Annotated in this window: 12 protein-coding genes; all 12 read left to right on the top strand. The window is 62.0% G+C overall.

Annotated features, from left to right (window positions below):
- Window positions 1-87 precede the first annotated feature (87 nt).
- The 12 genes from ACYU7Z_RS05440 to ACYU7Z_RS05385 all read left to right on the top strand — a co-directional run bounded on the left by ACYU7Z_RS05440 (window position 88) and on the right by ACYU7Z_RS05385 (window position 15,186).
- On the top strand, window positions 88-1,437 hold the full coding sequence (locus ACYU7Z_RS05440; RefSeq protein WP_460568173.1) for a PP2C family protein-serine/threonine phosphatase: 1,350 nt from the start codon (window positions 88-90) through the stop codon (window positions 1,435-1,437).
- Window positions 1,430-5,497: an FtsW/RodA/SpoVE family cell cycle protein gene (locus ACYU7Z_RS05435; protein WP_460568171.1), complete on the top strand. Its 4,068-nt coding sequence runs from the start codon at window positions 1,430-1,432 to the stop codon at window positions 5,495-5,497. Before ACYU7Z_RS05440 ends, ACYU7Z_RS05435 begins: the two co-directional genes overlap by 8 nt.
- A 3-nt stretch (window positions 5,498-5,500) precedes the next feature.
- Window positions 5,501-6,289 (top strand): FHA domain-containing protein, encoded by a 789-nt coding sequence (locus ACYU7Z_RS05430; RefSeq protein ID WP_460568169.1) that lies wholly within the window; start codon window positions 5,501-5,503, stop codon window positions 6,287-6,289.
- A complete protein-coding gene (locus ACYU7Z_RS05425) occupies window positions 6,282-8,213 on the top strand; it encodes a protein kinase domain-containing protein (protein WP_460568167.1) in 1,932 nt (643 codons plus the stop codon). Before ACYU7Z_RS05430 ends, ACYU7Z_RS05425 begins: the two co-directional genes overlap by 8 nt.
- A gap of 43 nt (window positions 8,214-8,256) precedes the next feature.
- Window positions 8,257-8,685 (top strand): hypothetical protein, encoded by a 429-nt coding sequence (locus ACYU7Z_RS05420; protein WP_460568165.1) that lies wholly within the window; start codon window positions 8,257-8,259, stop codon window positions 8,683-8,685.
- Window positions 8,686-8,837: 152 nt separating this feature from the next.
- On the top strand, window positions 8,838-9,566 hold the full coding sequence (locus ACYU7Z_RS05415; RefSeq protein WP_460568163.1) for an acyl-CoA desaturase: 729 nt from the start codon (window positions 8,838-8,840) through the stop codon (window positions 9,564-9,566).
- 95 nt (window positions 9,567-9,661) lie between these two features.
- On the top strand, window positions 9,662-10,297 hold the full coding sequence (locus ACYU7Z_RS05410; RefSeq protein WP_460568161.1) for a hypothetical protein: 636 nt from the start codon (window positions 9,662-9,664) through the stop codon (window positions 10,295-10,297).
- Window positions 10,298-10,345: 48 nt separating this feature from the next.
- Entirely contained in the window at window positions 10,346-11,656 is a 1,311-nt protein-coding gene (locus tag ACYU7Z_RS05405) for a glycoside hydrolase 5 family protein (RefSeq protein WP_460568159.1), read from the top strand.
- An 81-nt stretch (window positions 11,657-11,737) separates the two neighbouring features.
- Window positions 11,738-12,316 carry a M23 family metallopeptidase gene (locus ACYU7Z_RS05400; RefSeq protein ID WP_460568157.1) on the top strand — a complete coding sequence of 193 codons (579 nt, stop codon included), beginning with the start codon at window positions 11,738-11,740 and terminating at the stop codon, window positions 12,314-12,316.
- Window positions 12,317-12,371: 55 nt separating this feature from the next.
- Window positions 12,372-13,619: a cation:dicarboxylase symporter family transporter gene (gene dctA / locus ACYU7Z_RS05395; protein ID WP_460568154.1), complete on the top strand. Its 1,248-nt coding sequence runs from the start codon at window positions 12,372-12,374 to the stop codon at window positions 13,617-13,619.
- 65 nt (window positions 13,620-13,684) lie between these two features.
- On the top strand, window positions 13,685-14,044 hold the full coding sequence (locus ACYU7Z_RS05390; RefSeq protein WP_460568152.1) for a hypothetical protein: 360 nt from the start codon (window positions 13,685-13,687) through the stop codon (window positions 14,042-14,044).
- A gap of 65 nt (window positions 14,045-14,109) precedes the next feature.
- On the top strand, window positions 14,110-15,186 hold the full coding sequence (locus tag ACYU7Z_RS05385) for an efflux RND transporter periplasmic adaptor subunit (RefSeq protein WP_460568150.1): 1,077 nt from the start codon (window positions 14,110-14,112) through the stop codon (window positions 15,184-15,186).
- Window positions 15,187-15,200 lie beyond the last annotated feature (14 nt).

The raw sequence follows: 15,200 nt of genomic DNA, 5'->3' as shown, positions 1-15,200 counted from the left end.
CGTCCCTGCTCTCCGTATTACTACTGTTGGTCTGCGGCCTCATCACCGCGCTGCACTTCGCCGAAGTGCGGCGCTCAAACCGCAGGCATGACTGAACTGCAGTACGGACTCACCGATACCGGTCTCCTCCGTAGCAACAACGAGGATGCCTTCCTGGCTCTTCCACTCCGCGACGGCCGGCGCCTGCTGTGCGTCATCGATGGCGTGGGCGGCTATGAAGGCGGCGAAGTGGCCGCGGCCCTTGCCCGCGACGTACTTGCGGCTGCCGCCGGCGCCAATCAACTTGCCGGCATCGACGACCTGCGCGCGGCCTTCGTGCGGGTGCAGGAAACGATCCTGGCCGCCAAGGAAAAAGAGCCGCGGCTCGCGCAGATGGCCTGCGTGCTCACGGCGGTACTCACCGACGAAGCCCATGGACAGTTCCAGTATGCGCACGTCGGCGACACCCGGCTCTATCTCTTCCGCGACGGGTCGCTCGTAAAGATCAGCCACGATCATTCGTTTGTCGGGCTGCTCGAAGACAGCGGCCGGCTCAGCGAAGCGGAAGCCATGGAACACCCGAAGCGCAACGAGATCGACCGCGCGCTTGGCTTTCCCGGCCCCTTCGACCCGGGCAGCTATATTGAAACCGGAACCTCACCGTTCCTGCCCGGCGACGGGCTCCTGCTGTGCAGCGACGGGCTCAGCGACCTGCTGTCCCGCGCCGCTATGACGGAGATCCTCCTGCGCCCGGACGATTTGCGCGCGAAGGCCGCGGCGCTGGTTGCTGCTGCCAACAAGGCAGGGGGCAAAGACAATATTACCGTCGTCCTGGCCCTGCACCCGGGCCGGCGTGGACCCGGGAAGCCTGTAGGTTCGCCCAGGACGCTAGCATCGCAATCCGTAGAAATACGGGAGGAGGCGCCGCCCCGGCCGGCTGCGACGACAGCAACTGTGGCGAAGCGATCGCCCTGGCTTTGGATCATCGGAGGAATCCTGCTGCTCGCGCTCCTGGCCTGGGGGTTACTGCGGCGCCCGGCATCGGAGCCGGCGGGCCCGGTCAACGACCCGCTGCAAGCATCCTTTGCCGACCTGCTGCTGCGTACCCGCGATACGCTGCGCCTGCCCGCGGATTCGGTGCTGGCGCTTCCCGACTCGCTGTTTATCGGGCACGACAGCCTGCTGCTGCTCGGCAGCCGCTCGACCGTCCTTCGTCCCGGCGGAAAGCATAGTGTACTGCAGGTTGCCCCGACGGTGCGCCTGCTGGCCCTGACACGCCTCGAGCTGCATGATGCCGATATCCGCATCAGCAGCAGCAACATCGGCGCGCTCCGCTTCGACAGCGTGCGCCTGCTGCGCGTTTCGATTGGTGTGGGGCCGTCACTTTATTTCCGCGATACCGTGCTATCGGGCGTTCTGTACAGCGCCGTCAAAAAAGGAGGAACGCGCCATGAATAACCGGAAAACGGAGCGCCTCCTGCTGGCCTGTATCACGATTGTGCTGGGCGGCCTTTTTACTATTTTGTACCAGGGCTTTGAAAAAGACACAGCCGATGTGGCGCAGCGGCTGCAGGAAGGCAGCATCGTGAACCTTGCCGCCGATCCCGGCGCAGGCGCGCTGGCGCGGCTTCTCGCCACACAATATTACCTGGAAGATCCCCGCGACATAAAGCTGGTACAGGAAGCGGTGGCATCGGGGCAGCAATCCACCGGGCCGCTGGATAATATCGGTGCCCTGAACAAGCGGCCGTTCCTGCTTCCGGCGGAGGAAGCGCTCGCGCGCGGTGGTGCCTCGCTGCAAAAAAGGGCGCGGCTCTCGTACCGCTTATTAGGCTTCGATGGCGCCGACTCGCTGCGCTATGCAGCCGAGAAACGGGCGCCACCGGCATTACCCGCATCGCTGGACCTTGGTGCCGGAAAGGGCGTGCTCGAGGGAACGGTACGCGATGCCGGCGGCGCGGCTGCGGCCTCGGTGTTGCTGCGCCTCGAGCCCGTGCTGCCTTCCGACAGCAGCAGCGGCGACGAGGAGTCGTACAGCGAGCGCAGCACCGCAACTTACCGCTACCGCCGTGCGCCCGGCGCACCCGAGCAGCTGGCCGCCGCCTATGTGCGTACGGACGCTTCCGGTCACTACCGCTTCAGCGGGCTTCCGGAAGGCGCTGCCTGGGAAGTGCTGCCGTTGCAACCTGGTTTTGCTTTTGGCAGCCCGAAGGGCGTGTCGCAGTTGTTCGGCCCGGTCACCCGCAACTTTACGCGTGTGCCGCATACAATCCGGTTATTCTCGGGGCGCGACTTCAATAATCTCAAGCGCGAAGGAGCGCTAATCGTGCGCACGCCTTCGGAAGCGCGGACCTGGTACATCCTTATCATCCTGGGATGGGTGCTTTCCTTCTGGTTGCTCCATGCATTCCTGAGTCGCCGGCTTCGCGGCACCGATCCTTTTGTGCTGCCGATCCTGATGCTGCTCACGGGCCTTTCCTTTCTTACGCTGCTCAGCCTGCAGGACCCGCTACGCGACCGCTTCCTGGCGCGGAGCAGTTTCTGGTATTTTGAATCCGGGATGCTGCTTGTATTTCTACTGCAATGCTTCGACCTGCGGCGCTTTACGCCGGACTCGCGTTTGTACCGGTTGTTTACCGTAAACGGGCGCAAGGGCGAGCGCGGGATGCAGTGGGGCATCGTGGCCTTGCTGCTGCTGCTGGCCACCATCGTGCTGGGCAGCGGTCCCAAGGGAAGCGGTGTCAAGGTGAACCTGTTTGGCTTCCAGCCCAGCGAAGGGATCCGCTTTTTGCTGGTGCTGTTTCTTGCCGGTTTTTTTGCGGCCAACGAGCGGCTCATCTCCGAATACGCCACGGCGCGGCGCCGCTGGTCGTTCTTCTATCCCGCGCTCGGCGCCGTTTTGGCAACCATAGGGCTTTTCCTGCTGCTCGGCGACCTGGGCCCGGCGCTGGTCATCTGCTTTACGTTTATCATCCTTTTTTCCTTTTCGCGCGGCGATTTCTGGATCATGGCGGCCACGGTGGGCGTTTATGTGCTGGCCAACAAGGTCATCGGCAGCGTGTGGATCGCAACGGGCGCGACCGTAGTTCTACTGGCGCTTTACCTGCGCTTCGGCTACCGCCGCCTTTCCGAATCATCGGTGATGGCCCTTGTGGTGCTAGCCGGCTTTCTCCTGCTCGACCAGGTGCCGGGCCTCGACCAGCTCGTGCCGGGGCCGGTGCAGCGTCTTTCCGACCGCAAGGCGATCTGGCAAAATCCCTGGGACAATGAAGTGTACGGCGGCGACCAGGTGGCCAACGGCATCTGGGGCATGGCATCGGGCGGTGCCAGCGGGCAGGGCATTGGCGAAGGCTTTGCCAAGACGATCCCGGAAGCGCATACCGATATGATACTGCCCGCGATCGGGGAGGAGCTTGGCTGGGCGGGCATTGTGTGCCTCTTCCTGCTTTTCCTGCTGTACCTGCACCGCGCGCTGCTCATCGGGCGGCAAACGGGCCGGCCGTTTCTCTTTTACCTGTGCGCCGGAATCGGCATCAGCACCTTTGTGCAGTTCCTGCTCATCGCCGGTGGGTCAACGGGGGCGCTCCCGCTTTCGGGGATCACGCTTCCATTTACGAGCTACGGCGGCTCCTCGCTCATCATCAACCTCGCTGCGGCCGGCTTCCTGCTCTCGGCTTCTTTTGTACGCGGGTCGGAAGCGCAGCTCGATTACGTACGCCGCCGCCAGGACCACAACCTTGTACCGGCCATGGCCGTGGCCACGGTTGGTATCGTATCGCTTTCGGTTAACCTTGGCCGTTACCTCTTCAGCCCGGCGCGCTGGGTGGTGCAGCCGGCGCTCGTAGCCGACCGGTCGGGAGCGCGTATGTTCAGCTACAACCCCCGGATCGCCATCCTCATGAACCGCCTCGAAGCGGGGGCGCTCTATGACCGCGCGGGGCGCCTGCTGGCTACGAGCCGGAAAGAGCGTCTTTCGCAGCAACGCGATACCCTGCTGGCCGGCGGGCTTTCGGCAGTGGAGCTGGAGAAGCTTTCGCACCGTCGCCTCGACCGCTACTATCCTTATGGTGACCAGATGTTCTTCTGGACCGGCGACGCCAATACCGGCGTATTCAGCGGCGCCACCAACGGCTGGTTTGGCGAATATGCGATGGCTGCGGAGCTGCGTGGCTTTGGCACGCCCGAAAAAGCCTACGAGGTGCACGCTCAACACTACCGCGAAAGCCGCTTCCTGCCGCCCAGCGAACGCTCGATGACCGTAGTGGGCCGCGACTACAGCGCCCTGGCACCGCTTCTCCTGGCCGGAATCAACAGCCCCGCCGTGACGGAATTCAAGAAGCAAAACCGAGATGTGCAACTGAGCATGGATGCGGCCCTGCAAACCGCCCTGCAACGCGGACTGTCGGCCAACGACTCGCTGCGTGACAACCGGGTGTCGATCGTTGTTCTGTCGGACCGCAGCGGCGACGTGCTCGCCTCGGCCAACTGGCCGCTCCCGCCGACCGACGATTGGGACCTGCTCACCATGAGCTCCCGCGAAGCATCGCGGTACAATGGCTGGCTGAGCCTTCGCGACGGCGGCTTTACACAGGCCACGCAGCCCGGCTCCACGGCGAAGCTGCTGACGGCGCTCGCGGGGCTGAACAAGTATGGTGCTTCGCTCGCGCAGAAGCAGCTGCTGATCCGCACGCAGGATCTCGTGCGCACGCGTGGCGCCGAGCCGGATGAAGCGGGGATGATCGATATGGAGCGCGCCATTGTGCATTCCAACAACAGCTATTTTATCCGGCTTGCCAACGAGATGCGCCTCGAAGACGAGATGGCCAACCTTTATATCAAAACAGGTATGTTCTGGCGCGGTGTCGGCGGGTATTTTTACGAGCGTCCTGAAGGCAATACCGACCGCGAGGAGCGCTGGCGCGCACTCTGGCGCCGCACGGAGTACACGAGCCTGCGGCGCTATGACCGCGACAACCCGCGGCGGACGCGGGCCCTGGGCATCTCGGGCGCCGCGTGGGGGCAAGGTGAGCTGGCAGCCACACCGGCGTCGGTGGCGCGGCTTGCAGCGGGCATCGCCAACGACGGCCTGCTCGCGGCGCACCGCTTTGTGCTCAAGGTCGGCGACTCCAGTACCGTGCTTGCACCGGGTACCACGCTCGCCAACAGCCCGCAGCTGGCCCGTATGCTAACGGGCTTCATGAAAGCGCAAAGCGCCGGAAAGCGCGGCGTGCTCGGCATACAGGTGGCGGGAAAGACGGGAACTCCGGAGCGAATTTTGCGGGGAGTGCGCGTCAACGACGGCTGGTACGTGTTTTTTGCACCTTCTGCGCGCGGCGACGGCCATGTAGTCTGTTGCATCCGCATCGAGGCAACGAAGGGCTCCAGCGACGCGGTGCGGCTTGCCGGGAAACTTGTGCTGCCGGAGCTGCTGCGCCGCGGCTACCTAAAGGGTTTTCCTCTCGAAGGCGCCACCGATTCTGTCATCCGCATCCGGCCACTCTTACCAAACGAACAATGAACCATGGGATTTTTTGACCGATTCAAGACCGAGCGCAGCGACGCGAAATCCATCCGCGAGGACCTGCTCTATGCGCTGCGCAACCGGCTGTCGTCGTTCCAGGGCGGTGAGGCCGCGGGCCTCCGCAGTATTACGCTGTACCTCGCGCCAGCGCCATCAGCCCGCGCCGAATACGAGGCAGCGGTATATGCCGGCGAGCCCGGCCGCCTCCGTGCCGAGGTAGAGCGCGTTGCCGCCGATTATGCGCTGGATCTCCCTGCCAGCTGGGAGCTGCAAACCGAATTTACCGGCGCCGTTCCCGGCGAAGCGGCTCCCGTCGAGGGCCACCCAGCGGGGATCTGGATCGCGGCCGGCGCCAAAGCAGCTCCCGCCGTGCGCGGTGCAGGCCTGCGTGTTCTGGCCGGGAAGGCGGAGCAGGAAGAGTACCGGCTAGAGCCCGACGGGTCGCGCACGACAATCGGCCGTGAAAAAAAGGTACAGCTCGCAGATGGATTTATCCGTATTAATACGGTTGCTTTCCTGGGCGACAGCGACGATGAGGCAAACCGCTTCGTGTCGCGCCAGCATGCCCATATACGCTACGATTCCAGCATCGGCCAATTCCTGTTGTTTGCAGATGCGGGTGGACTTCCGCCCCATAATAAAACGAAGGTCAGGGCGCGCGGCGCGGAGGGCGCCGTTAAGCTGCAAAGCGCCGAGGTGCCGCACCTCCTCCGCGACGGCGACCAGATCATGCTGGGGCATACCGCGCTGCTCGAATTTTCAACCACGCAAAGCGAAGCACATGGGTAAGGTCTTTACGATCACATCAGGACTTGAGAATATGGGCGCGCTCAAAACCGGCGGGCAGGGATCGGTGTACAAGGGCCGGCGAACGGGCGCCATCATCACGGCCGTGAAGCTGCTGCCAACGCCCATCCACTCGGAGTCGACCGACGACAAGCACTATATGGCTTTCCAGAACGAGGTGGCGAAGCTGCGGAAGGTGAACGAAGTGCCCAATCCGCACGTCGTGCGGATCCTGAGCTCGGGGCTTACGGAGAGCGGGTCGTTCCCGTTTATTGAAATGGAGTTCGTGGAAGGTCCCGACCTCGAAGAGCTGCTGAAGCCACCCCACGAGCCGCTCTTTACAATCAAGGAAGCGGTGCGTGTGGCCGACCAGCTTTCCAATGCGCTGGCGCATTGCCACCGCGTGGGCGTGAAGCACGGCGATGTAAAAAGCAACAACGTAAAATACAACGTTCATAGCGGCAACTACGTGCTGCTCGACTTCGGCATGGCCATCATGTCGGATGAGCAGCGGCGCACCAGTTTGCGGCATGCGGGCGCCATCGAGTTCATGGCGCCGGAGCAGAACGAGGGGCATATCGGTTTTCCCACCGACGTATACAGCTTCGGCGTCATCCTGTTCGAGCTCCTTGCGGGCATTGTGCCGTTCCCGCTGCAGGAGCGGGGCGAGACGGCGCGTACACAGGTGATGCTGGCACATATGGAAACGCCGCCGCCCGATATCCTCGAGCTGCGCCGGAAGCATATGCCCGACACGTGGAGCGAGGAAAAAAAGGCACGCGAGCTCCAGGTGCCGCAGTGGCTGCTCGATACGGTATATATCTGCCTGCAGAAATCGCCCGGGCGGCGCTTCGCCGACGGCGTCATGCTTCACGACCATATCGTGCTGCGGAGCACGCAGAAGCCCGAGGTGGCGGAGAGCTTTGTAGGCGCGGCGCCCGCGAATGCGGCCCTCGAGGGAGAAGTTGCGCGGCTTCGCCAGGAAAACGAGCAATTGCGCCAGCGCCTGCAGCAGCTGCAGGAGCGCGCCACGGCGCCGGTTGCCCCGGTTCCGGCTGATGCGCCACCGGTATATCCGGCGGAGTACAGTCGCCCCAGGCGTCGTGGTCCCAACCTGCTGTCGCTCTTCGTGATCCTTGCGGTGCTCGGTATTGCAGCCTGGATCGTAATCAGGAAGCCGGGCGTCGTAACGCCGAAAGACCCGGTGGCTACGACGGAGCCAGCCTCGAAGGAAGTTGCCGGGCAATACATGGTGAAGGCGGCGCGCGCCTACTTCTACGATTCGCCCGATGCCGGCATGCGCCGCAGTGCCTACATGGTGCCGTCGTCGGATGTGGTGAACACGACGCGCGAAGAGGGCGATTTCGTATACACCGATTTTACCAACAGCCGCGGGCAGCGCTCGCGGGGCTGGCTCCGCAAGCGCGACCTGATGACGCTCGCTGAGTGGAACGCGCAGGTGAAGCAGCAGGCAGAGCCCGTGCTGACGCAGGCCGAGATCGACCGGCAGCTGCGCGATGCCCGGAGCAAGCTGGATAACGGTCAGCTGCAGGAAGCACTATTCCTGTACCAGTTTTTGTCGGGCAAGGAAGTACCCGAGGCGCAGTTCGAGTACGGAAACCTCGCACTCCAGGGCCGCCACAGCGCACTCGATTGCGGGCAGGCGCTGGAGCTTGTGATGCGGGCCAGCGACAAGGGCTACGTACCGGCGAAGCGAACGCTCGGCTTCCTCTACGTGTTTGCCGACAATCCCGAGGCGCTGCGGACGAATGGCTACGACCACTGCAGCTACGAGCGAAACGTTTATAAAGGCACACAGCTGTTGCTGGAAGCCGCCGCACAGGGTGATGAGCCGGCCCGAAAGCTGGCCGATGAGATACAGGCAGGCAACCCGCCTGCCGACAGCGGAGGGCCCGGCAATGAATAAGGTACCGTATTTATACAGGTGGGCTGCCGCCGTTCTGTCGCTTATGATCCTCGCTTCCTGCGGCGGTGGCGAACGGAACTACACACAGGGCAGCGACATCCTGTACTACCCGGAGCGAAACCTCTATTTCGACAAAAGCAATAACCGGTACCTGGCCTTCGACACGGTGGAGCAGCAGTGGCGGCAGGAGGCCCCGGAGGCCGTTGGCGCACCCGGGACCCTCGGTCCGGCGGTACCGATCGAGCACCCGGCGGTACCCGTGTACCGCGACAATGCGCAGCACCGGCTGGTGTACGGCACGGTTCGTTATACCGATCGGACCGAACTGGCGCGCAAGCGGGTTGAGGACTCGCTGGCGGCGTCGCGGCCACCCGCGGCAGCTCCTGAGCCGGTACCCGGGGAAGCCCCGAAAAAGAAGTCGAAGCTGGGACGCTGGCTGCAAAAGATCTTCGGCAAGAACAAAGACGAGTAGCAGCAACGATACGGACAAGTATTGCCCACAAGCCCGGCCTTAGCGGCGGCACGCGTCCATTTTACCCAATTAATAGTCAAATCGTTGCCAATTCGAGGGCGATAACACCAAAACTTCCTGCTTTTACCGAGCTTGTGAAAAATTTCGAGTCCGTGATCCTGATACTTTGCTTTTTTGTTGCCCATTGGTACCTGTCCCTATTCTCCCAGACCTTTTTCCAGCACCGCTACGCCGCGCACAAGTCTTTTACGATGAGTAAGGGATGGGAGCGCTTCTTCTTCGTGTTTGCCTATATCACGCAGGGCTCGTCCTACCTGAGTCCCTGGGCCTATGGAATCATGCACCGCATCCACCATGCGCATACCGACACCGAGCTCGACCCGCACTCACCCACGTACGATAAGAACCTGCTGGCCATGATGTGGCGAACGAAGAAAACTTACGCCGGCATCCTGTACAAGACGATACCTGTTGACGCGAAGTATTCCCGCAACGTGCCCGAGTGGCGCGGCTTCGACCTCTGGGCCAACAGCACGTTTGCGCGTTTGCTCTGGATCGGCTTCTACGTATGGATCTACGCGGTTTATGCCGACTACTGGTGGCTGTGGCTGCTGCTGCCCTTTCAGATCGTGATGGGCCCCCTGCACGGCGTCATCATCAACTGGTTTGCGCACAAGTATGGCCACGTGAACTTCGAGACCGACAACACCTCCAAGAACCTCTTCAAGCTCGACCTCCTGATGATGGGCGAGGGGTATCACAATAACCACCACGTGCACCCCTCGCGAAGCAACTTCGCGGCACGCAAGGGTGAGTTCGACCTTTGCTACCCCGTTATCCGGGTGCTCCACAGGCTCCGGATCATCCGTATGGCCAGCTGACGCATGCCGTTACCGCGACATCCTTTGCCGCAATGCTGATTCGTTTTATCTTGGGATGACCAACTGTCATTCCAAGCAACGCAATCAACGTATTTATGGATGTCAAGCAACCCGCACTATGCCTTTGCCTGGCCTTATCGCATTTGACCGGTTCCGGGCAGGATGCCGCCGACACGCTCCCGCGCAGCAAAGAGTTGCCGGAGATCCGTGTAACGAACCATCCGACGCGGATAACACACTTCAAGACCACCGGCTTCCCGAGCTATCGATCCTTCAGGCAGGGCGACGCCTATGTTTGCCTCGTCAGCGGCTACCCGGCGGGACGGCTCCGCTATGTGGAATTCTACTTCAATACCGGCCTGCCCAACCTGCTTCGAAAAAAGCTTCATATCGAGTACCGCGACGTGGAATTGCAGCTGCTGCTGTTTCGTGTGGACAGCGCTGGCGCGATGGGCGCATCACTTATTGGCGACGTGCGGTTCACGGTCAGAAAGGAACACAGCGGCGCCTTACGGGTTCTGCTGGACCAGTTCGACATCAACGATTCTCAGCTGTTAATCGGGTTTCGCGTCACGGGCCCGACGGTCGAAGGGGAGTCGAACATCTATGTGCGGATGAATGAGGTCAAAAATTCAATCACGTATTCCCGGCTGACCGATCCATCGATGCGCAGCCACTGGTATCGAATGGCAGGAGATGCATTCAAGCTGCGTCTTGGCATCGAGCAATAGCGTCCGTTGAGCACTATGACGCTATATTTAGTTTCTCAAAAGGCAATCATGCGCTACCCGGGCCTCGTCGGACTTCTTGCTTTCCTCTACCTGTTTCCAACCGCCGCGGCGGGCCAATCTTTTGTGCAGGTCCGCAACGGGCAGTTTCGGCTAAACGGGCAACCGTATTACTACGTAGGAACGAACTACTGGTACGGCTCGCTGCTGGCGCTGGGTAAGGACCGCGCGAAAGGGATCGGGCGCCTGCGCCGCGAGCTCGACTTCCTGCAGCGTCACGGCGTGACCAACCTGCGGGTGCTGGCCGGGGCGGAAGGCAGCGGTCTCATCAACGGGGTGCCGCGTGTGGGCCCGCCGCTGCAGCCGGAGCAGGGTTTGTTTGATACCAGCGTACTTCGCGGTCTTGACCTGCTGCTCGCCGAGATGGGCAAGCGGCGGATGAAGGCCGTAGTCATCCTGAGCAACAACTGGGAGTGGAGCGGCGGCTTTCTTCAATACCTTAACTGGAACGGGCTGCTGCCCGATTCGATCCTGCGACGCAAGCTTTGGTGGGACGAGTTCCAGGATTACATCAGTCGATTCTACAGCTGCGCGCCCTGTACAACCGCTTACCGGCAACAGGTGGCGCTGCTGCTGGCAAGACGCAACGGCGTGACCGGACGGCGCTATACCGACGACCCGACGATCATGGCCTGGGAGCTGGCCAATGAGCCGCGCCCGATGCGGCCTTCGGCTCATGCGGCCTATGCCGCCTGGATCAGCGCCACGGCCGCCTTCATCAAAGAGCGGGCGCCGAAGCAACTGGTTTGCCTGGGCCATGAGGGCTCCATCGGTACGCAGAGCATCGCCTTGTACGAATCCATTCACCGCGACAGGAACGTCGACTATCTCACGATCCATATCTGGCCGAAAAACTGGGCCTGGCTGCGGGCGGACAGCATGGCCACCGACTTCCCGGCGGCGGCGCAGAAAACAACCGACTACATCCGCGAGCACCGCGCCCTCGCCGAAGCCATCGGCAAGCCGCTCGTGATCGAGGAGTTCGGGCTCCCGCGCGACGGGGGCGCTTTTTCGCCCGCATCCGGCAGCGGGTTTCGCGACCGGTATTACCGCCTCGTGTTCAACGAATGGAGCGGGAGCCGCCGGCGCGGCGGCGTGATCGCCGGCGTAAACTTCTGGGCCTTCAGCGGCAGCGGCCGCCCTGTGCCGGGACAGACCTTCTGGAAGCCCGGCGACGATTACCTTGGCGATCCCCCGATGGAAGAGCAGGGGCTCTACGGGGTTTTCGACAGCGACCGCAGCACCTGGGACCTTATTTCAACGTTTGCCAGGCCGCAACGGTCGCGCGTTGCGCCGCAGTAACGGAACCTATTAAGAATCTTTTAGCATCTGCCGTAAAATAAAAAGCGCCGCCCGGGGTTAAAGGGCCAAATCCTATAACCGATGAAGCGCGCAACCTTCCTGCTCGGCCTGGTCTCTGTGGCCACCCTTACGTTCTCGTTTACCACGAAGCCGATAAAAAAGACGGCTTCTCACAGGTTGAGCCGCGCGGTCGTTTTCCCGGTGGCCGGCAGCCATACAGCGATCAAGGACAAATGGGGCGCCAGCCGCGACGGGGGCATCCGCAGGCATAAAGGCATCGACATCCATGCGCGCAAGGGAACGCCCGTCGTGGCGCTTGCCGACGGGGTCATCGTAGAGCGGGCGCAGAGGCCCATCGGCGGCAAGACGCTCTGGCTCAAACCCGCTGGCCAGCCCTGGACGGCCTACTACGCCCACCTCGACAAGCAGCTCGTGCGCGAGGGGCAGCATGTGCACAAGGGCCAGGTGATCGGCACCGTAGGCAACACCGGAAATGCCCGAACAACGCCGTCCCACCTGCACTTTGGCGTCAAGCGGAACGACGAGTGGGTGAACCCGCTTCCCTATGTAAAAGGCGCGCCCAAAGTAGCGGCCGCTGGAGGATCGAAAAAAGCCTCCGCCAAACACCGGAAAAAACAAAAAGCCCGCAGCCGACGCTGAGGGCTTTTTTCTTGCCGCGGGCTGCGGCGGGTTCGGTAGATTTGTCCGTACCAGCATGCGCTACTTCAAACTGCTTTATGTACAGGTGCTCATCGGCATCGCCGCCGGCGTGCTGGTTGGCTGGCTGCTGCCGGCCTTTGCACCTACGGCCAAATTGATCAGCGAAACGTTCATCAACGCGATCCGCATGGTGATCGCTCCCGTGATCTTCTTCACCATCGTATCGGGGATCGCGGGGGCCGGCGACATGAAACGCGTTGGCCGCGTGGGACTGAAGGCGCTCATTTACTTCGAGGTCATCACGAGCATCGCGCTGCTGATCGGTGTGCTCGCCGCCAATATCATCCGTCCCGGGCACAACGTGCGGGTGCCGCAGCCCGGCGCCGATGCAGCCGGAAAAGCCGTCACGGGTGCAGCGGTCAACTGGGGCGAATTCCTGTCGCATATCGTGCCGGCCAATGTTGTCGAAGCCTTTGCCAAGGGCGACATACTGCAGGTGCTGTTCTTCAGCGTGCTTTTTGCGCTGGGTCTTAAAGCCATGGGGGAGGCGGGCTGCGGCGTGCAGGATACCTTCGAGAAGATCAACAGGGTCCTGTTCAACATCCTGAAGCTGGTGATGAAGGCGAGCCCGATCGGGGCTTTCGGCGGGATGGCCTACACCATCGGGAAATTCGGCTTTACCTCGCTGGCGCTGCTGGGAAAGCTGCTGCTGACATTTTATGCCACGGGGCTGCTCTTTATTTTCGGCGTGCTCTACCTCGTTTGCCGCTACTACCGAATCAGCCTGCTGAAGCTGCTCGCCTATATCAAGGAAGAAATTCTCATCGTGCTCGGCGCCAGCAGCAGCGAGGCGGTATTGCCGTCGGTGATGCAGAAACTCACGGCCGCGGGTTGCCGCAAGGAGGTCGTTGGCCTCGTTATTCCGACCGGCTACAGCTTCAACCTCGATGGAACGGCGATCTACCTGAGCATGGGCGTCCTCTTCCTGGCGCAGGTATACAATGTCGACCTTTCCTTCGGGCAGCAGTGCACCGTTATCGGCATCCTCCTGCTGACCAGCAAGGGAGCCGCAGGCGTGGCCGGCAGCGGGTTTATCGTCCTCACTTCAACCCTGGCGGCGCTGAAGGTGGTGCCCGTCGAAAGCGTGGCGCTGCTCATCGGCGTCGACCGCTTCATGAGCGAGGGGCGCGCCCTGATCAACTTCATCGGGAATACCGTTGCCACGGTGGTCATCGCGCGCAGCGAGCAGGAGGTGGACATGGCCGTATACCGCTCGGTGGTGGAGGGCGCGCCCCGTTCCTAATGCGAAGTTAATGGGGTTCGTGCAGCGTTTCGGCCGCTGCCCGAAGCGCTATTTTCGCAGCGCCGATGAAAGCCATCCCTGTTTTTTGCTGTTTCCTGCTGCTGCTGATTGGCGGCGCCCTGCCGGCCCGTGCCGGCTTTGGTTCGTCGCAGGCTGCAACCGTAACTCAGGCAAAAAGCAAGCTGCCGGCGCTGCTTGTGAGCGATGATATCGACGGCGCTTCTGCGAACGATATCGTCAGCAATCCGGCCGATGACGACGACGAGGAAGGGAGCTCCGGGCCGCGCTCCGGATTAGCCGCCGACCCGTGCCTGCTTGCCCTTTCCGCACACGACTATTGCTGCAGCGTCGGCGCGCGTGCTGCATTGCCGGCATCGTTTTCGGGCAAGCCCCGCTACATCGGGCTTTGCTCGCTGCGCATTTAGCGCCGCTGCTTCCTTACCCTGCCACCAGACCATTCCGCATTCGTTTCCCCACCTTATCGACTATCATGAACAGAATCGCCACCTTACTGGGCTGCGGCTTTCTCCTGTGCGCCGCCTGTACGCCTGCCAAAGAGAAGAAAGAAGAAGCCGGCAACTATGCCGCTACCACCGCGCTCCGCGCCGACACCTCGCTGCTCAAGGAGTATGTAGCACAGGTGCGTTCCGTGCGGAATATCGAGATCCGTGCCCAGGAAAAAGGGTACCTCCAGGACATCTACGTGGATGAAGGCCAGACGGTGCGTGCCGGGCAGCTCCTGTTCCGCATCATGCCCAAGCTGTACGAGGCCGAGTACCTCAAGGCAACCGCCGAAGCCCGCGAAGCGGAGATCGAGTACCTCAACGCCCGCACGCTTGCCGACAAGAACGTCGTGTCGAAGAACGAGCTCGCGCTGGCGCAGGCCCGCCTCGACAAGGCCAACGCCGAAAAGTCGCTGGCGCACCTGCACCTCTCGTTCACCGAGATCCGCGCTCCCTTCGACGGTACCATCAACCGCCTGCCGCTGAAGCTTGGCAGCCTCGTCGATGAAGGCGCACTGCTGACGAGCCTTTCGGACAACAGCCAGGTGTTTGCCTACTTCAACGTATCCGAGCCCGAATACCTCGACTACCGCAGCCACGGCAGCAGCAGCGCCAAAGACGTGCGTCTCCTGCTGGCCAACAACGAGCCGCTGCCCTATGGCGGCAAGGTGGAAACGGTGGAAAGCGAGTTTGACAACGAGACCGGCAACATCGCCTTCCGCGCCCGCTTCCCCAATCCGGGCGGCGTGCTCCGCAACGGCGAAACCGGCAAGGTGCGCATGACCGTGCCGCTCCGGAACGCGCTGCTGATACCGCAAAAGGCTACCTACGAGCTGCAGGACAAAACCTATGTGTTCGTGGTTGATGGATCGGGCGTGGTGCATTCGCGCAACATCAAGGTTGCCGGCTCGCTTCCGGATGTGTACGTCGTGGAAAGCGGTCTTGATGCCCAGGATCATATCCTGCTCGAAGGGGTTCAGAAAGTACATGACGACGACAAGGTCGAGACGCGGATGATCGATCCCAGGACCGTGCTCGCCCAGCTCCGCCTCAAAGCCGAATAGTTTCTCCTAAACGC

Source organism: Flaviaestuariibacter terrae (genome assembly GCF_054777635.1).
Note: the sequence above shows the minus strand (reverse complement) of the source record. Positions and strands in the feature narration are given on the sequence as shown.